Annotated in this window: 19 protein-coding genes, 1 rRNA gene and 1 other annotated feature (1 of these 21 running past the window's edge); of the genes, 17 read left to right on the top strand and 3 right to left on the bottom strand. The window is 37.4% G+C overall.

The genetic code is table 11. From position 1 onward, the window contains the following. Positions 1-531 precede the first annotated feature (531 nt). The 16 genes from rpmH (at position 532) to fabF (ending at position 18,335) form a co-directional block, all read left to right on the top strand. Entirely contained in the window at positions 532-666 is a 135-nt protein-coding gene (gene rpmH, locus IGL28_RS13285) for a 50S ribosomal protein L34 (protein WP_002293121.1), read from the top strand. 117 nt (positions 667-783) lie between these two features. Then, positions 784-1,140: a ribonuclease P protein component gene (gene rnpA / locus IGL28_RS13280; protein WP_081128393.1), complete on the top strand. Its 357-nt coding sequence runs from the start codon at positions 784-786 to the stop codon at positions 1,138-1,140. After that, positions 1,137-1,958, top strand: a complete 822-nt coding sequence (locus tag IGL28_RS13275) for a YidC/Oxa1 family membrane protein insertase (protein ID WP_010720506.1) — start codon at positions 1,137-1,139, stop codon at positions 1,956-1,958. The genes rnpA and IGL28_RS13275 overlap by 4 nt, the downstream gene beginning before the upstream one ends. Positions 1,959-1,972: 14 nt before the next feature. After that, complete coding sequence (jag, locus tag IGL28_RS13270; RefSeq protein ID WP_053766571.1) at positions 1,973-2,740, top strand: RNA-binding cell elongation regulator Jag/EloR; 768 nt, start codon at positions 1,973-1,975, stop codon at positions 2,738-2,740. Positions 2,741-2,973: 233 nt separating this feature from the next. Then, entirely contained in the window at positions 2,974-4,452 is a 1,479-nt protein-coding gene (locus tag IGL28_RS13265; RefSeq protein ID WP_081128395.1) for a hypothetical protein, read from the top strand. Between the two features lie 605 nt (positions 4,453-5,057). Continuing rightward, positions 5,058-6,455 carry a tRNA uridine-5-carboxymethylaminomethyl(34) synthesis GTPase MnmE gene (gene mnmE / locus IGL28_RS13260; protein ID WP_063627679.1) on the top strand — a complete coding sequence of 466 codons (1,398 nt, stop codon included), beginning with the start codon at positions 5,058-5,060 and terminating at the stop codon, positions 6,453-6,455. Between the two features lie 15 nt (positions 6,456-6,470). Next, positions 6,471-8,369 (top strand): tRNA uridine-5-carboxymethylaminomethyl(34) synthesis enzyme MnmG, encoded by a 1,899-nt coding sequence (mnmG, locus tag IGL28_RS13255; protein ID WP_081128396.1) that lies wholly within the window; start codon positions 6,471-6,473, stop codon positions 8,367-8,369. 569 nt (positions 8,370-8,938) lie between these two features. Continuing rightward, positions 8,939-9,970, top strand: a complete 1,032-nt coding sequence (locus IGL28_RS13250; RefSeq protein ID WP_010736771.1) for an FUSC family protein — start codon at positions 8,939-8,941, stop codon at positions 9,968-9,970. A gap of 341 nt (positions 9,971-10,311) precedes the next feature. After that, positions 10,312-11,025 (top strand): 16S rRNA (guanine(527)-N(7))-methyltransferase RsmG, encoded by a 714-nt coding sequence (rsmG, locus tag IGL28_RS13245; protein WP_010720513.1) that lies wholly within the window; start codon positions 10,312-10,314, stop codon positions 11,023-11,025. A gap of 11 nt (positions 11,026-11,036) precedes the next feature. After that, positions 11,037-11,804: a ParA family protein gene (locus IGL28_RS13240; RefSeq protein ID WP_010736770.1), complete on the top strand. Its 768-nt coding sequence runs from the start codon at positions 11,037-11,039 to the stop codon at positions 11,802-11,804. Next, complete coding sequence (locus IGL28_RS13235; protein ID WP_010720515.1) at positions 11,791-12,681, top strand: ParB/RepB/Spo0J family partition protein; 891 nt, start codon at positions 11,791-11,793, stop codon at positions 12,679-12,681. Before IGL28_RS13240 ends, IGL28_RS13235 begins: the two co-directional genes overlap by 14 nt. A gap of 120 nt (positions 12,682-12,801) precedes the next feature. Beyond that, the gene (locus tag IGL28_RS13230; protein WP_010720516.1) at positions 12,802-12,993 is read left to right on the top strand and encodes a DUF951 domain-containing protein; all 192 of its coding nucleotides are present in this window, start codon (positions 12,802-12,804) and stop codon (positions 12,991-12,993) included. Between the two features lie 8 nt (positions 12,994-13,001). Then, positions 13,002-14,102, top strand: a complete 1,101-nt coding sequence (gene ychF, locus IGL28_RS13225) for a redox-regulated ATPase YchF (protein WP_010720517.1) — start codon at positions 13,002-13,004, stop codon at positions 14,100-14,102. A gap of 86 nt (positions 14,103-14,188) precedes the next feature. Continuing rightward, positions 14,189-14,884, top strand: coding sequence for a DUF1129 domain-containing protein (locus tag IGL28_RS13220; protein WP_010720518.1), 696 nt, complete (start codon positions 14,189-14,191; stop codon positions 14,882-14,884). A gap of 320 nt (positions 14,885-15,204) precedes the next feature. Then, complete coding sequence (gene guaB, locus IGL28_RS13215; protein WP_010720519.1) at positions 15,205-16,689, top strand: IMP dehydrogenase; 1,485 nt, start codon at positions 15,205-15,207, stop codon at positions 16,687-16,689. 416 nt (positions 16,690-17,105) lie between these two features. Then, positions 17,106-18,335: a beta-ketoacyl-ACP synthase II gene (gene fabF / locus IGL28_RS13210; RefSeq protein WP_094940640.1), complete on the top strand. Its 1,230-nt coding sequence runs from the start codon at positions 17,106-17,108 to the stop codon at positions 18,333-18,335. A 229-nt stretch (positions 18,336-18,564) separates the two neighbouring features. Here the strand turns inward: fabF and serS are convergent, their stop codons facing one another. The 3 genes from serS to IGL28_RS13195 all read right to left on the bottom strand — a co-directional run bounded on the left by serS (position 18,565) and on the right by IGL28_RS13195 (position 22,030). Beyond that, entirely contained in the window at positions 18,565-19,836 is a 1,272-nt protein-coding gene (gene serS, locus IGL28_RS13205) for a serine--tRNA ligase (RefSeq protein WP_010736769.1), read from the bottom strand. Between the two features lie 52 nt (positions 19,837-19,888). After that, positions 19,889-20,101, bottom strand: a binding site (T-box leader). A 44-nt stretch (positions 20,102-20,145) separates the two neighbouring features. Further along, positions 20,146-21,354 (bottom strand): sensor histidine kinase, encoded by a 1,209-nt coding sequence (locus IGL28_RS13200; RefSeq protein ID WP_025480278.1) that lies wholly within the window; start codon positions 21,352-21,354, stop codon positions 20,146-20,148. Then, positions 21,341-22,030 (bottom strand): response regulator transcription factor, encoded by a 690-nt coding sequence (locus IGL28_RS13195; protein WP_010736768.1) that lies wholly within the window; start codon positions 22,028-22,030, stop codon positions 21,341-21,343. Before IGL28_RS13195 ends, IGL28_RS13200 begins: the two co-directional genes overlap by 14 nt. Before the next feature lie 743 nt (positions 22,031-22,773). On the opposite strand from IGL28_RS13195, the gene IGL28_RS13190 reads away from it, so the two are divergent. Beyond that, positions 22,774-24,321, top strand: a 16S ribosomal RNA gene (locus tag IGL28_RS13190); it runs 12 nt beyond the window's last position.

Here is a 24,321-nt window from a genome sequence, read left to right as displayed (position 1 = left end):
ATAAGGCTTCCTCCTTCATTAAAAAGTGAATAACTAGTACTAATTTATCATTTTTTCATATAGTTTTCCACAGAAAGAGCAGAAAAAATTTTTTATTTGAGATTATCCACAAAATTAAGAGAGAAAAAAACAAAAAAATCACAACGAGGAAAAATACTTATCCACATCACTAATCAACAGGTGGATAAGTGTGTTTTAAAGACAGAAATCCCAGGTAGGTTGTGGATAAAAAATCTTTGTTTATCAAGGAGTTAAGCATTCAATTCACAGATAAATGACTGTTTGTGGATTACTTTTTTTACAGGTGTTTATTCTGTGTAAAAAACCCTAAAAAATAATTGTGGATAAATCTTGTGTATAACTTTTTCCACAAACGAATCACACGAAAAAAAACTAAACTGTGGAAAAATAGAATGCATAAATCCAGAAGTTTCCTTTCATTTTATATTGACAAATTACCTTGATTGTCGTTATACTATCAAAGTATGTCTGTGTTTTAACAGTAGATAAGAAATTTTGGAGGTGGAATACATGAAAAGAACATACCAACCAAATAAACGTAAACGTCAAAAAGTTCACGGATTCCGTAAACGTATGAGTACTAAAAATGGCCGTCGTGTTTTAGCAAGCCGTCGCCGTAAAGGAAGAAAAGTTCTTTCAGCTTAAGCCACTGGGGTTTCAGTGGTTTTTTTTATGCCCTTTTTTAGGGAAAAGCTGAAAGAATAAAGAGAAATATGTTATGATTATGGACGTAAGTGAAAGATAGAAAAGGAAAGAAAACGAATGAGAAAAGCGTATCGAGTCAAAAAAGAACGAGAGTTTCAAAACGTATTCCATACAGGAACGTCATTTGCTAATCGTAAATTTGTCGTTTACCGCTTAGAAAAAAAAGACCAGCCACATTTTCGTGTCGGGCTTTCAGTAGGTAAAAAAGTGGGCAATGCAGTATGTCGCAATGAGGTAAAACGTAAGATTCGTGCGACGGTCTATTCTGTAAAAGAACAGATCGATCCGGAATTGGATTTTATCGTGATTGCAAGACCAAGTGTCAAGGGACTAACTTACGATGAGATTCGTTCCAATCTAGTCCATGTCTTAAAACTTGCAAAAATAATCGATAGAGAGGAAAAGAGTAAGTGAAGAAATACAAACGTTTACTTTTGATGGCAGGCATTATCAGTCTAGTCGTTGTCTTATCCGGTTGTGGAACTGGAGAAGTAAGTGCACAAAGCACAGGAATTTGGGATCGCTACATCGTTTATTATTTTGCAGAAGCGATCAAGGCATTGTCATTTGGAAATGCAGGGATTGGGATTATTTTATTCACTTTGATCATTCGTGTGATCTTGATGCCGTTGATGCATTTTCAAACCAAGAGTATGCGAAAAACCCAAGAACTTCAACCAAAATTAAAAGCACTACAACAAGAATATAGTTCAAAAGATCCTGAGACACAAAGTAAGTTACGTGAAGCGCAACAACGTTTATATGCGGAAAATAATGTGAACCCATATGCTGGTTGTTTACCGTTGTTAGTACAGATGCCGATTTTGATGGCGTTATGGCAATCGATTTCACGTGTGCCTGAATTAAAACAAGGAAACTTTTTATGGTTAAATCTAGGAACAGCAGATCCAACCTTTATTTTACCGATCCTTGCTGCGGTATTTACTTTTGCAAGTACGTATCTAAGTAGCATGAGTCAAATTGAATCAAATGCATCAATGAAGATCATGAATTTTGTGATGCCTGTGATGATCTTAGTTATGGGGGTCAACTTAGCAAGTGGTCTTTCATTATATTGGGTAATATCTAATGCTTTCCAAGTCGTTCAAACATTACTAATCAATAATCCATTTAAGATTAGAAAAGAGCGAGAAGAAGAAGCTCAACGTATTCGTGAAAAAGAACGTGCGTTGAAAAAAGCCATGAGTCCGAAGAAAAAACGTAAAAAATAAGGGAGGGAATGCTAATGCCGATTTATGAAGCTGCGACAATTGATGAAGCAATCCAACTTGGTTTAAACGATTTAGGATTGGATAAAGAGCAAGTTGAAATTGAGATACTAGATGAAGGTAAGAAAGGATTTCTGGGGATCGGGCGTAAGAATGCTCGTCTTAAGATCGAACCTTCAATTAGTGAAACTGTTTCAGAAGCAATTGAAGAAACGGTAGAAGAAGTTTTAGAAGAACCTTTAGAAAAAACGATAGAAGAAACTGAAACCATTGAAGTCTTCACAGAAGACCAACCAGAAGAAGTAGAAACCAGTGAATTAGGCGATGAAGCAGCTTTAACGGAATTAGCAGTCTATCTCACGGATATTACCAAGCAATTAGATGCGCCAGCTTTAGTAAAAATGACCCGCGAAGCAAATACCGTCGTTTTTCAATTAGATACACAAAAACAAGGGATTTTAATTGGCAAACACGGCAAAACATTAAATGCTTTACAGTATTTAGCACAAGTTTTCATTCACCGTATTGCTAAAAATAAACTATCTGTAGTAGTAAACGTTGGTAATTATCGTGAAAAAAGACAAGAAATCATTCAACGCTTAGCAGATCGTACTGCCGAAAAAGCAATTAAATCCGGTCAACCAGTCTTCTTAGAACCAATGCCGGCATTTGAGAGAAAACAAATCCATGCGGCATTAAGCAAGAATGAATATGTGAAAACTCATTCTGAAGGAGACGAGCCTTATCGTTATCTAGTAGTAGAACCTGTAAAAAAACGATTATAAACACTAAAAGAGTTTGCTTCATTAACAAATGCTTGTTAATGAAATAATGCTTGATAAATAAGAGAAGTTTAAATCAATGAAGTAGCGAAAAAGTAAACTGATTCCTTTTTCGCTACTTTATTTTTGTTGTGTTTTGCAAGAAATCTTTTTTTCTCTGTTTTCTAAAAAAAAGTTTCTTTCTCCAAAATAATCTATGTTACTGTGAATACGACTGGGGGGAAAGGAAGGGAAAAATGGAAGAGAAAAAAAGAAAAAAAATGATAAAAGATATCGAAAAAGCTCGTGAAAAATATGTAAAAAATGAACAAAAGTATATTGCAGAAATGTCGCATGTCTTTAATCAAAAATGGAATTGGACTTCCAATATGCTGGATAATAAGGTTGGAGTAAAATATGATAACCTTATAGAGTATATGTATTTGTATAAAAAGGTAGTTGAAAAAAATCCTGAACAGTTTACAGAAAATGGTAGAGAACGAAAGAACTTAATAAACTCTTTAAACGGTAGTATAGGATGTAGTTATGATAACAAATATTTTAAGCCATGCATGAAAGACTTAGTAAATAATGATCCGGATAGTTTTTTAGTTATACCAATCGTGTATAACCGAGGAATAGACGATAGTCATAGTGTCAGCCTGCTTATTCAAAAAGAAGACGATAAAATTAAAGTGCGCGTTTGTAATAAAGGAGGTCAACTTGTACCTAATGAAGCGCCAAATGTTGATGGAAAAATTTCTCTTGAGCATTTAAATAAAATAGCGTCGTTTTATCAATGGGAAGACTGGAATGATTTTTCCGATAAAGAGAAATTAAACATTTGGAAAGGCGTTAGTAAGCAGGATAAAGCAGAATTTGTAGAGAGTTTCGCAGAAGTAGAAAAATTGTGGGTAGATCTGGATACCAAACAATTAAAATCAATCTATGTATATGAGTTTGAAGAATCAAAAGAAAACATAGAAGCCATTTCAAAAGCTGTTCGTATAGGAAGATTTGCTCCCAAATGGCGAGATTTTTTCAGTTTGTCCCGAAAAGAAGGTGTGAGCTTTGGAAGCTTTTTTCAAGATAAATATAATTTGTTTTTTCATAAGACAACAGAATTTCCGTTAAAAGAGCTTCATCATCATGCATCAGAATGTAAGTTTGAAAATTATGTTGCAAGGTCACAAATGACAGGGGCATGTATCGTAAAAAATATAGGATTAGCATTCAAATATACACTAGGTTATAAAACTAAGGCAATTATTAAAGACAAAGAGTATGATCAATGTAAACAAATTGAGGGTATGGATGAAATGCTGCTAAAAGTTGCTAAAGATGAGGTCAAGAACCAGAGTTATAGTGATTTACTTGATCAGAATTACGCGTTTTTTCTTAAAAATAAAAAAGAATTGGCGCAAGAGACGCCAAGAATGAAAATAGTAAAAAAAGAGTTGTTAATAGATGTTGTAAATGAAGCTGGAGAAAAAGTTGGAGACGTGCTTACAAACCAGTTTCTTATAAATCAGGAAGATGTTAAAAACGAGTTACATAATAGAAAAACGGGTGAAGAATACCTGAGAAAAGTTGCTGCTGTAAATAAAAATGAATCAAAATCTAGTCCTGAAGCTAAGAAAAGAATTAATACTATAAATAAAAAAGTTTCAAAAAAGAAAAAAACAGAAAGACCAAACTCTGGATTGGAAAGATTAAGCTCTGGAATGGAAAGATAGAGGTAAACCCTCCTGAATAGGGATAAAATAAATGTCTTTTTATCCTATAGTTGAAAATTCATTCAATCATACATAGAAGATCAGTTATATTGAGAAAAACAAAATTTAATGGTTGATATGCGTGGTTCTTTTTAGGAATCACATTGACAAACTTTTTTAAACAAAGTATATTTTATTAGAAATCATTCTTATCGGAGTATACGATGCTTAAGTAGTCTTACTTTGATAGAAAAAGCACATGGAGGTTAGCCTTCGTGTGTTTTTTTGTAGAACTGAGATGAGATAGCGATTTGTTTTGAATGGCTATTTTTTATGTTGAATAGTCGTGAAAAGGATCGCGACGATACAAAGGATGAAATAAAAAGAATGTACAATATCCTCAAATCAGAATGAATGTATAAATGAAAAAAATTTTTACGATATTGTAAAAAAGCAGAAGTTGTCAGAGTTCTCTATTTTCAATACTTGTGTCTTGTAACTAAATATGATAACCTATGTTCAGAATTTAATCATGGACAAGCAGTCAAAGTGCGAAGTTCACCATTTATTGTAAAGGGTGAAGTGGGCACTTTTTTTGTGCGTAAAATTAAAAAGGGAGTGAAAAAATGGCTGAAATTACTTTAGAATTTGATACGATTGCTGCAATTTCTACCCCACCAGGAGAAGGAGCAATCAGTATTGTTCGACTTAGTGGAGACCAAGCGGTAGCGTTAGCAGATAAAGTCTATCGTTGTGGCAAGAAAAGCTTATTGGAAGTACCTAGTCATACGATTCATTATGGGCATATTACTGATCCGAAGAATGAACAGATCATTGATGAAGTGATGGTTTCTGTTATGTTAGCACCTAAAACATTTACTCGTGAAGATGTCGTTGAAATCAATTGTCATGGTGGGATCGTAGTCGTAAATCAAATTTTACAACTGCTATTACGAGAAGGAGCAAGACTAGCTGAACCTGGAGAATTTACAAAAAGAGCTTTCTTAAATGGTCGTGTAGATCTTTCTCAAGCAGAAGCCGTGATGGATTTAATTCGGGCGAAAACGGACAAAGCAATGGGCTTAGCTTTAAATCAATTAGATGGCAATCTTTCTTCGTTGATTCGTTCATTAAGACAAGAGATCTTAGAAACATTAGCACAAGTAGAAGTCAATATCGATTATCCTGAATACGATGATGTGGAAGAATTGACTACACGATTATTGCTTGAAAAAGCGACGATGATCCAACAAAGGATCCAAGCTTTACTTGCTACATCGAAACAAGGAAAAGTCTTGCGTGAAGGATTAAGTACAGCTATCATTGGTCGTCCAAATGTCGGAAAATCAAGCTTGTTGAATCACTTATTGCGAGAAGAAAAAGCAATTGTAACAGATATTGCTGGAACGACACGAGATGTCATTGAAGAATACGTGAACGTTCGTGGTGTACCATTGAAATTAATTGATACAGCTGGAATCCGCGAAACAGAAGATCTCGTGGAACAGATCGGTGTAGAAAGAAGTCGAAAAGCATTATCTGAATCGGATTTGATTTTATTGGTTTTGAATCAAAGTGAGCCACTGACCAGAGAAGACGAGCAGCTTTTAGAAGCCACTAAGGGTTTGAAACGGATTGTACTTTTAAATAAAACAGATTTGCCGCAAAAGTTAGAAAAAGAAGAACTTGATCAGTGGTTAGAAGATGAACCGGTGTTTGCCGTTTCTGTGGCTAAAAATGATGGTTTAGATCAATTAGAAACAGCTATCGCTGACTTATTCTTTGGTGGGCAAACCGGTGAAAGAGATGCTACGTATGTATCAAATACCAGACATATTGCTCTACTTGAAAAAGCATCAATTTCATTAGCAGAAGTAGTTGCTGGGATTGAAGCAGGGATGCCTGTAGATCTTGTTCAAATCGATATGACACGCTGTTGGGACTACTTAGGGGAAGTCGTTGGAGACAGTGTACAAGATGAATTAATCACTCAATTATTCAGTCAATTCTGTTTAGGAAAATAAAAGGAGGAAATGTACTTGAATCATTATCAAGCAGATACTTATGACGTCATCGTTGTAGGGGCAGGACATGCTGGTTCAGAAGCAGCGTTGGCTGCAGCCAGAATGGGCTCAAAAACGTTATTACTAACTATCAACCTAGACATGGTAGCGTTCATGCCATGTAACCCTTCAGTCGGAGGACCAGCAAAAGGTGTCGTAGTGAGAGAAATCGATGCTCTTGGTGGCGAAATGGGTAAAAATATCGATAAAACGTACATTCAAATGAGAATGTTAAACACAGGAAAAGGGCCTGCTGTGCGTGCTTTAAGAGCGCAAGCAGACAAGCATGCTTATTCCGCAGAAATGAAGCACACAATAGAAAAAGAACCTAATTTGACGTTGCGTCAAGGAATCGTCGAAGAATTAATCGTCGAAGAGGGTGTTTGTCGAGGTGTGGTGACATCAACTGGCGCTTGCTACCAAGCAAAAGCTGTTGTTATTACTGCTGGTACAGCTTTACGAGGCGAGATCATCATTGGAGAATTGAAGTATTCATCTGGACCAAATAATTCACAGCCTTCTGTTGGATTAGCTAATAATCTAAAAGAATTAGGTTTTGCGATTGATCGTTTCAAAACAGGAACACCTCCTCGGGTTAAATCAAGTACGATTGATTATTCAGTGACTGAAGAGCAACCTGGCGATAAAGAACCAAATCATTTTAGTTTTAGCACGCCAGATAGTGCGTACAACTTAGAACAAGAATCTTGCTGGTTGACTTATACCGGTGAAACGACTCATAAAATCATACGTGATAACTTGCATCGTGCACCGATGTTTACTGGAATCGTTGAAGGTGTGGGCGCTCGCTATTGTCCATCGATTGAAGATAAGATCGTACGTTTTGCAGATAAACCAAGACATCAATTGTTTTTAGAACCAGAAGGCTTGCATACGGAAGAAGTATACGTTCAAGGATTATCGACTTCATTACCAGAAGATGTCCAAGTGGATATGCTACACTCTATCGCAGGACTGGAAAACGTTGAAATGATGCGTACGGGATATGCGATCGAATATGACGTTGTCGAACCCCATCAATTACGTCCAACGCTCGAAACGAAAGTCATCGAAAACCTTTATACTGCAGGTCAAACGAATGGGACTAGTGGTTATGAAGAAGCAGCGGGCCAAGGGCTGATTGCTGGAATCAATGCAGCGCTCAAAGTCCAAGGAAAAGAGCCTTTGATCATCAAACGCAGTGACGGTTATATTGGTGTTATGATTGATGACCTAGTGACTAAAGGAACCAATGAACCTTATCGCTTGCTCACTTCACGTGCTGAATATCGTTTATTATTGCGTCATGACAATGCAGATCTACGTTTGACGGAGATGGGACACCAAGTAGGTTTAGTCAAAGAAGACCAATACCAAGCTTATCTGAAAAAGAAAGCTGCTGTTGAAGCAGAAATTAAACGTTTGATGACTGTCCGGATCAAACCGACAGAAGAAGTCCAAGCATTTTTGGCAACTATCAATGCTGCGCCATTAAAAGACGGGGTTTTAGCGAGTGACTTTTTGAAGCGACCTGAAATTAGCTACAGCGATTTAATGTTGTTTATTCCGGAAAATGAAGCATTGACAGCGAAAGAAATTGAACAAGTTGAAATTCAGATCAAGTACGAAGGATACATTAAAAAAGCACTTGAAAAAGTAGAAAAATTAAAACGAATGGAAGCCAAAAAAATACCAGAAAATATCGACTACGCAGCAATTAATGGATTGGCTACAGAAGCAAAACAAAAACTACAAAAAATCCAACCAGAAACCATTGCTCAAGCTAGCCGTATCAGTGGTGTAAACCCCGCTGATCTAAGTATTTTGATGGTCTACATCGAACAAGGGAAGATTGCGAAAGTGGAAAACCTCTGATTCACGGTGTTCCAGAAGTAGCTCCATTGGAAAATTAGCCGAAGATTTCCAAAAATAGGAGGAACTATTTTTGGATTCTCCGGCTTATTTCTTAGAGCTAGATACTCCTGTTGGAATCTCTAGAAGATAGTTTTTTCGTCTTTTTAGCAACGATACCAGTAAAGAGAAATCTTAGCACCATCAATGGATAGGAAGTATTTTGCTTTTTGTCCATTTTTTGATGGCGTAAATCTACTTTTTTCAGGACACAATTCAATTGGATAGGTTGAGCTAGAATTGATGGGAAATTACCTCGTAAGTCTCGAGTCCCTCCTATTTATAGATTGAGCCAAAAATTTGAGAAGTATCAAGTAGGTAACAATCAACAGCAAAAACTAGTGTTTGTGTTTTCTGTCAATTTCTGGAAATTCTTTCTTCTTTCTCGATGTTAAACACTTTTGTCTCAACCCCCACTTAATTTTTTATGAAAAATAAAGAAATTGTTGTTATACTAAATGATGTTGATAGAAACGAGAGCGAAACATTGGAGCCTCAACATCTAAATAAAGATAGAAGAAAGGAGCGATTGGTTGTTCAAAACTTATTTTCGTTTTAATAAGATTCAAGATAACCCATTTCGTATCATGAACCTTATGCTATTGATTTTTATCGTACTATGGTTAGGATACATAAACCAGAATTTCTTGATTTCAAGTTTTTCTTCATTAGGGATCTTTACTTTTTTCTATTATCAAAATATACCCATGAAACATTTAATTAAGCGCATGTTTTTCATTGGTTGTGGACTTTTATTTGCCTTTGTATTAGGAATGTTATCAACCTATGTTTTATGGTTGGAACCTTTTGCTGTAGCTGTAGTGGCTTTTGCCAGCCGGTTTATTTTGCGGTTGTTCCATATTTCAAAACCAGGTGGCTTATTTTTTGCGATGCTTTCGGCGATGGGAACAAGTATGCAGTTACCGATTGATCATTTGCCAATGGTTTCTCTTTATTTTTTCATGGGGGTCATGTTTTCATTGATCGCTGCAGTTATCACCAAGTTACTTGATTCACGTCCAGAACAAGCCATTGAACAAATCTCTTTAAAAGAGAGATTCCAAGAAGAACCGTTAGTGATTATTGATTCTGTTTTCTACAGTGTTGCTTTATTTCTTTCCGTCTATATTAGTCACGGATTGCAGTTGCACAATCCTTACTGGTTAACTCTTTCTTGTGCTTCTATTCTTTTAGCTGAGAATTTGGATGCAATGAAACATCGGCAAGTACAATATTTGATTGGTTCCATGGGGGGCTTATGTGTGTCGGCTGTTTTATCCTTTGTACCATTTACTCAGTTACAAACGATTTTTCTGATCACTTTTCTTTACGGTATCTCACAATTTTTGGTTGCTAGAAATTATGCGGTTGCCAACATTTTTCTTAATCCGATGGCACTGATGTTATCGACACTAATTCGTGGGGCCTACTTGATATCCTTGATCGAATATCGCTTTTTGGGAATCGTTATCGGAAGTTTTATTGGTTTAGGTGCTGCATGGGTCATGACCGTTGGGTTACAGCACTATCTCAATGTTGTGCGGAGAAAATTAGAGACAAAATAATAAATAAAAGTATATACAAAAAAAAGCCAGTTCGTTTTTGAAGTGAGGATCAAAGACGAGCTGATTTTTTCAACCCATACATTTGATATGTGTTCATTTTTTGTTTAAATTTGAATAAAAAATCAACTAGCGTTAAAAATTAGAGATAACCTAGTTAAGGCATTTATTTTTTTTTTAATTACTTACATATAGAAGGATGTGTACTTCCTAGTGCTTCCTTTTTAATTTTTTAAAACCTCCTATAAATTTACCGGTAGAAAGATTGCAACTCGATTCATTTTGCGTTAAAGTAAAAAGAGATTTCGTGAAACAATTGCTGTTTCACAATGAAAGGATTAATTATGACACCAGAAGAATTTCGTCAAGCATTGGCAGATAAAGACATCCATTTATCTGATCAACAAATGAGTCAATTTGAACGTTACTATCAGTGGTTAGTTGAGTGGAACGAAAAAATGAATTTAACAGCCATCACGGAAAAAAATGACGTTTATTTGAAGCATTTCTATGATTCATTAACGTTAGCTTTTGAGGTGGACTTTTCTCAGCCTCTTTCACTTTGCGACGTAGGTTCAGGCGCAGGTTTTCCGAGTATCCCACTGAAAATTGCGTTTCCTAACTTACAGATCACGATCGTTGATTCACTGAATAAACGAATCAACTTCTTAACGGAATTAACAAAAGAACTTGGTATCACAGCGGCACTTCATCACGATCGTGCCGAGACATTTGGTCAAAATCCTCAATTCCGAGCTTCATTTGACTTAGTGACTGCTCGCGCTGTAGCAAGATTGAATGTTTTAGCAGAACTATGTTTGCCTCTAGTGAAACAAGAAGGATACTTTTATGCGCTGAAAGCCGCAAAAAGCGAAGAAGAACTAATAGAAGCCAAGCATGCGATCGCAATCTTAGGGGGAAAGTTTATCAAAGAAGATGCGATAGAATTACCGAAAATATCTGACAAGCGACATATTTTGGTAATCCAAAAGAAGAAAGTCACCCCGAAAAAATACCCAAGAAAACCTGGTATGCCAAATAAGCAACCAATCAAGTAGGAGGAGAAGAGATGGCACAAATAATATCTGTTGCAAACCAAAAAGGTGGCGTAGGTAAAACGACGACCACTGTTAACTTAGGTGCTTGCTTAGCTAGTCTTGGTAAAAGAGTCTTGTTAGTGGATATGGATGCACAAGGCAATGCCACAAGTGGTGTCGGTATTCGAAAACCAGATGTTACTCAAGATATTTATGATGTCTTAGTCAATGAGCTACCGATTGCCGAAGCAACTCTTGTTACCGAACATGAAAATTTGAGTATTGTGCCTGCCACTCTTCAATTAGCAGGAGCAGAAATCGAATTAACTTCAATGATGGCCAGAGAGTCTCGCTTGAAAGGTTCTTTAGCCGAAGTGAACGATCAATATGATTATATTCTGATTGATTGCCCACCTTCATTAGGTCATTTGACTATTAATTCATTTACAGCCAGCGATTCTATTCTGATCCCAGTGCAATGTGAATATTATGCATTGGAAGGATTGAGTCAATTACTCAATACAGTTCGTTTAGTTCAAAAGCATTTCAATCCAGAATTGGAGATTGAAGGCGTCTTACTTACAATGTATGATGCACGTACGAACTTAGGAAATGAAGTCGTGGAAGAAGTCCGAAAGTATTTCCGTGAGAAGGTCTATGAAACGATTATTCCAAGAAATATTCGTCTTTCAGAAGCGCCAAGTCATGGAATGCCGATCATTGATTATGATCCACGTTCTAGAGGAGCTGAAGTTTACCAAGCATTGGCAAAGGAAGTGGTTAACCGTGAAGAAAAGTAAAGGATTAGGACGAGGGATCGATGCGTTATTTCAAGATTTAGAGAATTTAGAAACTGTGGATGTTGAAGATGAAACAGTTGTGCAATTACCACTAAACGAATTACGCCCTAACCCTTATCAACCACGTAAAACATTTGAAGAAGTCTCGCTTCAAGAATTGGCAAACTCCATTGAGCAATCAGGCGTGTTTCAACCGATTATCGTCCGTCGTTCGGCAGTAAAAGGATATGAAATCATTGCTGGTGAACGTCGTTTCCGAGCTTCTAAGTTAGCAGAAAAAGCGACCATCCCTGCAATTGTTCGTGACTTTGATGAAGAAGCAATGATGCAAGTCGCTGTTTTGGAAAACTTGCAACGTGAAGACTTGAATCCATTAGAAGAAGCTGAAGCCTATGATATGCTGATGAAAAATCTTAAACTTACGCAAGCAGAAGTGGCGAAACGCTTAGGTAAAAGTCGTCCATATATCGCAAACTATCTCCGTCTGTTAACGTTACCTGATTTAGTGAAGGAAATGGTCCAAGATCAACGATTATCGATGGGACAAGCTCGTACCTTATTAGGTCTAAAAAACAAAAGTTTGATTCTAAAATTAGCGAATCGAGCAGTTATGGAAAATCTAACGGTTCGTCAGTTGGAACAAATTGTTTCGCAATTAAATCAAAACGATGGGAAAGAAAAAAAGAAAATCCCTCGATTAGCAAAAGAAAAGCCTTATTATATACGTGAAAGTGAAGACCGCTTGATGGATAAGTTTGGTACAAGTGTTGCTATCCAAGAAAAAGACGGTAAAGGAAAGATTGAAATTGAGTACCTTTCGCAAAATGATTTGACAAGAATCCTTGATATCCTTAATATTCAATTCGATGAAGAATAAGTAATAGGAAAGAAGCGTTCAATTCAGACCAATCAACCTTAATTTTTACGATCACTATATGAATATCAAAAAAGACGTGGGAACCGTTCTTAAGAGAAATGACTAAAGGAGGGGACTTTTATGTACGACTTACATGATATTGTTGAAATGAAAAAACCTCATGCTTGTCAGACCAACCGTTGGGAAATCATCCGCATGGGAGCGGACATCAAAATCAAATGCGTCAATTGCGGGCACATCGTTATGATGACTCGTCGAGAATTTGAGAAAAAATTAAAAAAAGTACTTGAAAAAAATGCAGAGAAAGAGTGAATAAATCTATGGCATTAACTGCTGGAATTGTTGGATTACCCAATGTCGGTAAATCAACTTTATTTAACGCAATCACCAAAGCTGGAGCAGAAGCAGCGAACTATCCTTTTGCAACCATTGATCCGAATGTAGGAATGGTAGAAGTTCCCGATTGGCGTTTACAACGCTTAACTGAACTTGTTCATCCTAAAAAAACCGTGCCAACAACATTTGAATTTACGGATATTGCAGGAATCGTTAAAGGTGCAAGTAAAGGGGAAGGCTTGGGAAATCAATTTCTAAGTCATATCCGCCAAGTTGATGCGATTTGTCATGTGGTCCGTTGTTTCGATGATGACAACATCACACATGTTGAAGGACGAGTTGACCCATTAGCGGATATTGATACGATCAATCTAGAATTAGTATTGGCAGATCTGGAATCGATCACTAAACGCTATACTCGAGTAGCAAAAATCGCAAAAACGAAAGACAAAGATGCAGTTGCTGAATTAGCTGTTTTAGATAAAATCAAGCCAGTCTTAGAAGAAGGACGTTCAGCTCGCTCTATCGAATTTACGGACGAAGAACAAAAAATCGTTAAATCATTGTTTTTATTGACTACCAAACCAATCTTATATGTAGCAAACGTTGCAGAAGATGAAGTAGCAGATAGCGATACGAATCACTACGTTCAAGCTGTACGTAATTTTGCTGCCGAAGAAAATGCAGAAGTTATCGTAGTCAGCGCACGTGCAGAGGAAGAAATTGCTGAACTAGACGAAGAAGATAAAGCAGAATTCTTAGAAGCTTTAGGAATTGAAGAGTCTGGATTAGATCAATTAATTCGTGCAGCTTATGATTTGCTAGGATTAGCTACGTACTTTACAGCAGGAGAACAAGAAGTTCGGGCTTGGACATTTAAAAAAGGCATCAAAGCACCTCAAGCAGCTGGGATTATCCATTCAGACTTTGAGCGTGGATTTATCCGTGCGGAAACTGTTTCTTTTGAAGATCTAGATCATTATGGAAATATGCATGCTGCCAAAGAAGCTGGCCGTGTTCGTCTAGAAGGTAAAGACTATGTAGTCCAAGATGGCGACGTTATGTTATTCCGTTTTAATGTATAAAAGGGCTATCAAACGATACGTATAGTATGTTAGAATGTCTTTTGTGACAACCGTTAAAGTAGCGGCTAAGGAGGACTATTTAGATCATGGAATCAGAACAATTACGTGAAATTGTAAAAGAAAACAATCAATTAGAAGAAAAATTAACTAAAAGAAACCAACAATATATTTTTGACTTAAAAAAATCTTTAGAAGCAGCTAATCTATCCGAAGAGGAAAAGGTAAAAGCACTTCATGACATCCTTCCAACCTTAGTGTCTGAACAAAAAGGTGGAAAAACAGCCAGACAATTATTTGGAACTGTCTCTGAAAGAACTGAAGCAATTATCAACAAACCAGTTGAAGCAAAGGTAAATTCTAAACCACTATTGATGTGGCTAGACAATACATTCCTGTTATTAGGTTTGTTGAGTATCATGATTGCTATTACCGGATTGTTTTCACGTGGAACAACGCCAGCTTATGGAATCACAACTTTGGTCTTTGGATCAGCTGTTGGTGGTTGGGTATTTTACCTGATGTATAAATACATTTATCAATATGAGTACCCGGGAGCAGATCGTAGTAAAAAACCAGGTATGGGTAAAACATTGTTGATCTTAACTGGAACTACATTGGTCTGGGTGGTTGCCTTTTCCGCTACCACACTTCTTCCTCCAGTACTGAATCCGTTGTTAGATCCAGTAGTTATCATCATTATTGGGGCTGCTGCACTAGCTTTGCGTTATTACATGAAGAAAAAATATGGAATTGTTGGAAGTTTATCTGTACCTAGAAGATAATTCGTTAAAGAACGATTCGATGTATATCAATGATGAGGGATCATTATTTGAAACAGTTGTTTGTTTTGAATAGTGGTCTCTCATTTTTTATGGAGAAATGGTTAAAACAGAAAGAACAAAGATTTGAGAAACTTGGTAAATTTAATCAGTAGCTTCTCTTAAAAGAGTTTCTCGTTATTAACCATATATGGCTTGTGATGGAAGCGCTTATAATAAGGATATTCTTAGAAACAGTCCGGATTATGGGAAGACGGTTGACTTAATAGAAAAAATCGATTATTTTAATAGATAAACTAAAAACTAGAGGAGTGGTACTAAAAATGTCCAACTGGGAAACAAAGTTCACGAAAAAAGGGTTTACTTTCGATGATGTCTTACTGATACCAGCAGAAAGTCACGTGTTACCAAACGAAGTGGATATGAGTGTACAATTAGCAAAAAATATTAAGTTGAATATCCCGATCATCAGTGCAAGTATGGACACTGTAACTGATAGTAAGATGGCTATTGCGATGGCTAGACAAGGTGGATTAGGTGTTATTCATAAAAATATGACAATTAGTCAACAAGCAGACGAAGTGCGCAAAGTCAAACGTTCTGAAAGTGGTGTGATCATTGATCCATTTTTCTTAACACCGCAACATCTTGTAGCAGATGCAGAAGAATTGATGAGCAAATATCGAATTAGCGGTGTACCGATCGTTGAGACTTTAGAAAACAGAAAACTTGTTGGTATTATTACGAACCGTGACATGCGCTTTGTAACTGATTATCATATGGAAATCAATGATGTGATGACCAAAGAAAACTTAGTAACAGCCCCAGTCGGTACTTCTCTAAAAGACGCAGAAAAAATATTGCAAAAACATAAAATTGAAAAATTACCTATCGTTGACAACGATGGTTGTTTAAGTGGATTGATCACAATCAAAGATATTGAAAAAGTGATTGAATTTCCCAACGCTGCCAAAGATGAACATGGACGTCTACTTGTAGCTGCTGCTGTCGGTGTTACAAGTGATACATTTGAGCGTGCAGGTGCCTTGTTGGAAGCAGGAGCAGATGCGATCGTTATTGATACAGCACATGGTCATAGCGCTGGAGTGATTCGTAAAATCCAAGAAATTCGTTCTACCTTTAAAGATGCTACTTTGATTGCCGGTAACGTAGCGACAGCGGAAGCAACAAAAGCATTATATGATGCGGGTGTGGATGTCGTAAAAGTCGGTATCGGACCAGGATCAATTTGTACAACACGTGTGGTTGCCGGTGTAGGTGTACCACAATTAACAGCGATTTATGATGCTGCTTCTGTCGCACGACAATATGGCAAAGCAATTATTGCTGATGGCGGAATCAAATATTCAGGTGATATCGTCAAAGCATTAGCTGCTGGAGGACATGCCGTCATGTTAGGTAGTATGTTGGCCGGTACAGATGAATCTCCAGGTGAATTTGAGATTTTCCAAGGACGACGTTTTAAAACTTATCGTGGTATGGGTTCATTGGGCGCAATGGAAAAAGGTTCAAAAGATCGTTATTTCCAAGGTAGCGTCAATGAAGCGAATAAATTAGTACCAGAAGGAATCGAAGGACGTGTGGCCTACAAAGGAAGCGTTGCGGATATTATCTTCCAAATGATCGGTGGATTAAAATCTGGTATGGGTTATGTTGGGGCAGGCAACTTGAAACAATTGCGTGACGAAGCACAATTCATCCAAATGAGTGGCAATGGGTTGAAAGAATCCCATCCACATGATGTCCAAATCACAAAAGAAGCACCTAACTATTCAGTAGAATCTTAATCAATTAAGGGAAAAAGACTCAACATATTCCGCTTTAGGAGTCAAGTGAATATTCGAAATAAGTAGAATACTTAGAGCATTGTTTTTAAAGTAAAAAAGTCGTCAATCTTAAAATTTGTTTTTCTAAATTTTAAGATTGATGACTTTTTTTCGTCTGACTATGTTGTTTTTGCTCAATATCCAAATAAGAGTGACCACTAAGCTGCTGTTGTATAAATTTAAACCACTGTGAAGTTGAGCGGTTAAGGAGCTAATAAGTATTTTTTACGATAAATTTATTAAAAAAATTATGTTTTAATAACAAATTTTTGTTTTTTTTAGTTAAATTACTATGTAGTTAAGATTTTTTAATATGTTAGAATATATCTGAGTTATATTTATATTTTGTTATTTTATGATAGTAAGGAGTTTATAAGATGATAAAAAGAGTAGTTATAACTGGAAGGGGAACTATCTCTTCTTCTGGAAAAAATGCAGAAGAGTTATGGACAAATGTGAGTAATGGTATTTCTGGGATAAAAAAGATAGAAGCAGAGGAATTTAGTAATTTAGAAACAAGGATTGGTGGAGTTATTTCTGATTATGCGATTGACCAGTATCTTAATCAAAAAGAGATCAAGAGAACAGATCGTTTCACTCATTTTTCAGTAATCAGTTCTATGCAAGCGCTATCTGAAGCGAGTTTTGATCATAAGGATTTTGATTTGGAAAAATGTGGCGTTATGATTGGTACAGGAATAGGTGGTATTCACTCTTTAATTGAAAATCAAAACATTATGGAAAAGAAAGGAAGTAATCGTGTTTCTCCTTTAGTAGTTCCTAAGTCAATAGGCAATATAGCGGGAGGTTTCGTATCAATTAAGACTGGATTTAAAGATGTGACTTTGTGTCCTATTTCAGCTTGTGCTTCGGGAAATCAAGCGATAGGAGAAGCATTTCTTAGAATTAAATATGGGCTAAGTGAAGCAATACTTGCAGGTGGAGCAGAAGCTTCGATTGTACCTATTGCTTTTGCTGGGTACAACCAAATGCAAGCTTTATCTACGAGGAATGAGCAACCGAATTTAGCTTCGAAACCTTTTGACAAAAATAGGGATGGCTTTGTCATGTCGGAAGGAGCTGGGATCGTTTTTTTAGAAGAATTCGAACATGCAAGATCACGCGGAGCGAAAATTTTAGGTGAAATTATCGGATACGGGATGACTTCAGATGCTTATCATATGACTACACCTCATTCAGAAGGAGCCAGTCGTGCCATCCAAAAAGCACTTGAAATGGGGAAAATTAGTGCAAATGAAATTGATTATATAAATGCGCATGCAACAGGTACTAAAGTTGGAGATATTAGTGAAAGTCGAGCAATCAAAAAGGTTTTTGGAAAGCATGCTGAACAATTATTGATTAGCTCTACAAAGTCCTCAACAGGACATCTATTAGGTGCAGCAGGAGGCATTGAAGCAGTGATTAGCTTGAAAGCGATGGAGTATAATATTTTACCACCAACTATTAACCTGACAGAACCCGATGAAGATTGTGATTTGAATTATATTCCCAATAATAAAATTCATCATCAAGCAAATATTATTCTTTCAAATGGTTTTGGCTTTGGTGGGCATAATACCTCTATAATTATAAGAAAATTATAAAAAAGCCGGTAAATTACAGAACTTCTGAACAAGAAGAGAGTGGGGCAATAGTCCTTTTTAAAAAGAAAATAAACATATTAAGATTAGTGAGCCTGGGACAAAACTTGTCTCAGGCTCTTCTAGTATCTCTAAAAACGAATAAACGGCGTTCAAGAAGCAACTCCTCAACAATAAGCGAGGAGCTGACCGCTTATTTCATGACCTCTTTATATAAATAAGACAAGGTGGTCTACTTTATCACTTTTAAATTTCCCATGTAAGGAACTAATACTTCTGGAACAGTCACTGATCCATCTTCATTTTGGTAGTTTTCAAGGATCGCTGCGACAGTTCGGCCGACTGCAAGTCCTGAACCATTCAGTGTATGAGCATAGTGGATTTTTCCGTCTGCATCACGGTAACGAATCATTGCGCGTCGTGCTTGGAAATCTTCACAGTTTGAACATGAGCTGATTTCACGATATGTTTCTTGTGCAGGGATCCATACTTCTAAGTCATATGTTTTGGCAGCAGAGAAGCCCATATCTCCAGTAGATAATGCTACTACACGGTAAGGTAAATGTAATTTTTGTAGAATATCTTCAGCATCGGCTGTCATTTTTTCTAGCTCATCATAAGAATGTTCTGCATCAGAGAATTTGACCATTTCTACTTTGTTAAATTGGTGTAAACGAATCAATCCTCGAGTATCACGGCCGGCACTCCCTGCTTCCGAACGAAATGCGGGACTAAGAGCAGTGAAATAAATCGGTAAATCTTGTCCATCTAAGATCTCATCGTTGTAATAGTTTGTTAATGGAACTTCCGCTGTTGGGATCAATGTCAAATCTGTATCTTCTAATTGGAAAACATCTTCTTTAAACTTAGGAAATTGCCCAGTTCCGAACATAGCCCGACTATTTACGATATAAGGAGTAATCATTTCTGTATAGTCATGTTCATAGATGTGTTGATCTAGCATAAAGTTATAAACGGCACGTTCTAAGCGAGCGCCTAATCCTTTATAGTAAACAAAACGACTTCCAGAAACTTTTGCCCCTCTTTCAAAGTCTAAGATACCTAAGTTTTCAGCGATTTCCCAATGTGGTTTCGGTTCAAATGAAAAATTACGAGGCGTGTTCCAACGACGAACTTCCACGTTGTCCTCTTCGTCTTTTCCAACAGGTACAGAATCATCTGGTAAATTTGGTAAGGTAGTCGCAATTTGATGTAACTTTTCATCTACTTGCGCTACTTCTTCATCAAGGGCTTTAATGTTGCCCCCAACTTCTTTCATTTCATTGATTTTAGCTGTTGCATCTTCTTTGTTCCGTTTTAATTGCGCAATTTCTGCTGAAACATCATTACGATATTTTTTTAATTCTTCCGTTTTAACAAGTAATTTTCGACGACTTTCATCTAATTCCATAAATTCAGCTAAGGTTTCTTTTTTGACCCCACGAGTCATTAATTTTTCTTGAACATAATCAAAATTTTGACGCATCATTTTTACATCTAACATTGCAATTCCTCCTTAAATATAATAAAAAAAAGACCAATCCATCCCTCAATTATCTTGGGACGAATCGGTCTAACATTCGCGGTACCACCCGAGTTCAACATATAAATATGCTGCTCTTGTTAACAGATAACGGCTGTTTTGCCGACCTTTCTTATTTCGAAAGGTACACATCAAAGAACTGGAACTTCCAACTTATTTTTTGCTGATTTACACCATCCATCAGCTCTCTTGAAAAAAATAAAATGTACTGGGTTCTGTGCTATATAGATATGATATATAGAAATGATTGTAATAAGAATATCGGATATTTTAATTTTCGTCAATATGTTCCTGACTTTTGATTGGTAATTTTTCATTTCTTTTTATTGGAAGATGCATGATGAATGAAGTCCAGTGTTTATCAGATTTAGCATAAATATAACCACCATGTAAAGCAACGATACTTTGAGCAATGGCTAAACCTAAACCTGTCCCACCGGTTTCTTGTGAACGAGACTCTTCTACTCGGTAAAAGCGGTCAAAAAGATTATCAATTGATTCTCGAGGAATCATAGCTCCATTGTTTTTTACTGTCGCAACGACTTCTGAGCCAACTTTTTCGACTTCAATGACAATTTTTGTAGCGCCTTTGCCGTATTTTAAAGCATTCGTCAGTAAATTATTAAAGACACGAACTAGTTTTTCAGTGTCCCCATCCATAGTTAATGATGGAACCTGTGATGATACAAGGATTTGGATATGCTTTTTTGAGGCTTCTAATTCAAAATCAGCAGCTAGTTGTTCAATTAGCTGGATCAGATCAAAAGCCGAAAAATTGACCGGAACAGCTGGTTGTCTGACTTTAGTATACTCAAAAAGATCATCCACTAGTAATTTCATTTGTTTTGCTTTGATATAAGCTGTATGGGTATACTTCAAAAGATCCTCTTTTGTTTGATACTGGCCATCTTCGATTAATCCTAAGTAACCAATAATAGAGGTTAAAGGGGTACGGATATCGTGACTCACATTAGTAATCAATTCATCTTTTGATTTTTCAATTTTCCGTTCATCTTCGATCGCAGCTACTGTACTATCGACTAAACCATTAATGCTTGTTACTACACGACTAAGATCACCTGTTAATTCAAAAGGGATTCGATGGTCATAATTACCATTAGCGATATAGTGAAGCTCGCTAATAATATGACGTAGTTGCATTTGTCGGTAGCGACGGATCAACCGCCAGTATAATACGCCGATATCTAAAAGAAAGAAAAGGGGAATCAGAAAATTTCGGCCGTTCCAAAATAAATCACTATTCAATCGTTGAGCAAAAATATTTTTTGAATCCCAAATCGCATTAGTCAATGAAGGGGAACTACTAATTATTGAAGTAAGGACAACCAAAATCGCAACATTTAATAGTAGAAGGAGAATCACGGTGATAATACCTTCTGCTAATAACTCACTGATTTCCTTAGAAGTTAGATTGATTCGCCGCCGTTTTTCTGTTCCTCTTTTTTTATCTTGCATCAATTTTATAGCCCACTCCCCAAACGGTTTGAATGACTTTTTCTCCACCAGTTGCTTCTTCGATCTTATCTCTCAAATGACTAACATGGACCATAACAGTTTTTGCGGAAACAATACTTTCTTGTTTCCATACACGCTCAAAGATTTCATCTGCACTGAACACACGATTAGGATGACTTGCTAATAAGTATAGAATCCCAAATTCTAATGCTGTGAGCTGAATCTCTTTCCCATCAATTGTTTTTACTTCATGGGAATCTTTGTTAATAATCAAAGAGTTTACTTCTAATATATCCGGTTGATCCGGTGTGATTTGCATTTTTGTTCGACGAAGCAAAGATTTTACGCGTGCCATAACTTCTAAAGGATTAAATGGTTTTGTAACATAATCATCAGCACCAGCAACAAGCCCTTTAATTTTATCCATATCGGTTGTTTTTGCTGTCAACATGATAATCGGGATTTGCGATTCCTTTCGTAATTCTTTAACGACCTGCATGCCATCCATTTCAGGCATCATAATATCCAAAATCAATAACTCAATATCAGGTATCGTTCGAATCTTTGATAATGCTTCTTTCCCATCATAAGCCTTAACAGCTTCATATCCTTCATTGTGAACATAAATACTTAGTAATTCAACAATTTCTTTATCATCATCAGCAATTAATATTTTCATAGATTGTTCCTCCAGAGTTAGAATGATACTATTTACTATTCATTCTAGCAAAAAAATGTCTAAATAGATAAAAGCAACACTTTGTTAAGGAAAATTTTAGAAGGTAAGAGCTAAGTGAAGTGGCTCATTAATAGAAAACTGAACAATCACAGTGCTGAGAAGGCTATCATTAATGAAAAACAGGTTAAAAGCGAACGTTTTTCACTTATAGGATTAGAACGATCGATTACGCTAAAAATGTTGATAAAACAGCTTTTTTCTTATTGACTTTTATTTTTGCTGTTGGTATATTATTATTTGTTCGAAAGAGCAAAGATCGCTAGTGAAAATAGTTGAAATAAACTGTTGACAGAGGGATCGCACCATGATAAGATAACTGAGTCGTAAAAAAACGACAGCTTACGAAGCTTGATTCTATCGAAAAAAACTTCAAAAAAGTTGTTGACAAATAACAAACGACGAGTTATGATAAATGAGTTGCTGAAACACTTCTAAAAAACGAAGTCAAAAAAACTTTTAAAAAAAGAGTTGACAAACAAACGTCGCTCTGATATGATATAAAAGTTGCTACGGCAATCTCAACTGATTAGCATTTAATCAAGTAGACCTTTGAAAACTGAACAAAGCAAAGACAAACCAAATGTGTAGGGCGTCTTGATTGATTCAAGACAACAAACATTTTTAACAAGCAAGCAATATGCTAGCAAACAATTGAGCTTAACAATCGTAAGATTGTTCGAACTTTTTATGAGAGTTTGATCCTGGCTCAGGACGAACGCTGGCGGCGTGCCTAATACATGCAAGTCGAACGCTTCTTTTTCCACCGGAGCTTGCTCCACCGGAAAAAGAGGAGTGGCGAACGGGTGAGTAACACGTGGGTAACCTGCCCATCAGAAGGGGATAACACTTGGAAACAGGTGCTAATACCGTATAACAATCGAAACCGCATGGTTTTGATTTGAAAGGCGCTTTCGGGTGTCGCTGATGGATGGACCCGCGGTGCATTAGCTAGTTGGTGAGGTAACGGCTCACCAAGGCGACGATGCATAGCCGACCTGAGAGGGTGATCGGCCACATTGGGACTGAGACACGGCCCAAACTCCTACGGGAGGCAGCAGTAGGGAATCTTCGGCAATGGACGAAAGTCTGACCGAGCAACGCCGCGTGAGTGAAGAAGGTTTTCGGATCGTAAAACTCTGTTGTTAGAGAAGAACAAGGATGAGAGTAACTGTTCATCCCTTGACGGTATCTAACCAGAAAGCCACGGCTAACTACGTGCCAGCAGCCGCGGTAATACGTAGGTGGCAAGCGTTGTCCGGATTTATTGGGCGTAAAGCGAGCGCAGGCGGTTTCTTAAGTCTGATGTGAAAGCCCCCGGCTCAACCGGGGAGGGTCATTGGAAACTGGGAGACTTGAGTGCAGAAGAGGAGAGTGGAATTCCATGTGTAGCGGTGAAATGCGTAGATATATGGAGGAACACCAGTGGCGAAGGCGGCTCTCTGGTCTGTAACTGACGCTGAGGCTCGAAAGCGTGGGGAGCAAACAGGATTAGATACCCTGGTAGTCCACGCCGTAAACGATGAGTGCTAAGTGTTGGAGGGTTTCCGCCCTTCAGTGCTGCAGCTAACGCATTAAGCACTCCGCCTGGGGAGTACGACCGCAAGGTTGAAACTCAAAGGAATTGACGGGGGCCCGCACAAGCGGTGGAGCATGTGGTTTAATTCGAAGCAACGCGAAGAACCTTACCAGGTCTTGACATCCTTTGACCACTCTAGAGATAGAGCTTCCCCTTCGGGGGCAAAGTGACAGGTGGTGCATGGTTGTCGTCAGCTCGTGTCGTGAGATGTTGGGTTAAGTCCCGCAACGAGCGCAACCCTTATTGTTAGTTGCCATCATTTAGTTGGGCACTCTAGCAAGACTGCCGGTGACAAACCGGAGGAAGGTGGGGATGACGTCAAATCATCATGCCCCTTATGACCTGGGCTACACACGTGCTACAATGGGAAGTACAACGAGTCGCAAAGTCGCGAGGCTAAGCTAATCTCTTAAAGCTTCTCTCAGTTCGGATTGTAGGCTGCAACTCGCCTACATGAAGCCGGAATCGCTAGTAATCGCGGATCAGCACGCCGCGGTGAATACGTTCCCGGGCCTTGTACACACCGCCCGTCACACCACGAGAGTTTGTAACACCCGAAGTCGGTGAGGTAACCTTTTGGAGCCAGCCGCCTAAGGTGGGATAGATGATTGGGGTGAAGTCGTAACAAGGTAGCCGTATCGGAAGGTGCGGCTGG

It is taken from the genome of Enterococcus sp. AZ077 (assembly GCF_051714965.1).
Taxonomy (GTDB): domain Bacteria; phylum Bacillota; class Bacilli; order Lactobacillales; family Enterococcaceae; genus Enterococcus_B; species Enterococcus_B hirae.
The sequence above is the reverse complement of the archived record's forward strand: the minus strand, read 5'-3'. Positions and strand labels throughout refer to the sequence as shown.

Bases quoted from the DNA above. Each gene is read 5' to 3' on its own strand.
- rpmH (WP_002293121.1), top strand. From the start codon at position 532: ATGAAAAGAACATACCAACCAAATAAACGTAAACGTCAAAAAGTTCAC.
- rnpA (WP_081128393.1), top strand. From the start codon at position 784: ATGAGAAAAGCGTATCGAGTCAAAAAAGAACGAGAGTTTCAAAACGTA.
- jag (WP_053766571.1), top strand. From the start codon at position 1,973: ATGCCGATTTATGAAGCTGCGACAATTGATGAAGCAATCCAACTTGGT.
- IGL28_RS13265 (WP_081128395.1), top strand. From the start codon at position 2,974: ATGGAAGAGAAAAAAAGAAAAAAAATGATAAAAGATATCGAAAAAGCT.
- mnmE (WP_063627679.1), top strand. From the start codon at position 5,058: ATGGCTGAAATTACTTTAGAATTTGATACGATTGCTGCAATTTCTACC.
- rsmG (WP_010720513.1), top strand. From the start codon at position 10,312: ATGACACCAGAAGAATTTCGTCAAGCATTGGCAGATAAAGACATCCAT.
- IGL28_RS13240 (WP_010736770.1), top strand. From the start codon at position 11,037: ATGGCACAAATAATATCTGTTGCAAACCAAAAAGGTGGCGTAGGTAAA.
- IGL28_RS13230 (WP_010720516.1), top strand. From the start codon at position 12,802: ATGTACGACTTACATGATATTGTTGAAATGAAAAAACCTCATGCTTGT.
- ychF (WP_010720517.1), top strand. From the start codon at position 13,002: ATGGCATTAACTGCTGGAATTGTTGGATTACCCAATGTCGGTAAATCA.
- IGL28_RS13220 (WP_010720518.1), top strand. From the start codon at position 14,189: ATGGAATCAGAACAATTACGTGAAATTGTAAAAGAAAACAATCAATTA.
- guaB (WP_010720519.1), top strand. From the start codon at position 15,205: ATGTCCAACTGGGAAACAAAGTTCACGAAAAAAGGGTTTACTTTCGAT.
- fabF (WP_094940640.1), top strand. From the start codon at position 17,106: ATGATAAAAAGAGTAGTTATAACTGGAAGGGGAACTATCTCTTCTTCT.
- serS (WP_010736769.1), bottom strand. From the start codon at position 19,836: ATGTTAGATGTAAAAATGATGCGTCAAAATTTTGATTATGTTCAAGAA.
- IGL28_RS13195 (WP_010736768.1), bottom strand. From the start codon at position 22,030: ATGAAAATATTAATTGCTGATGATGATAAAGAAATTGTTGAATTACTA.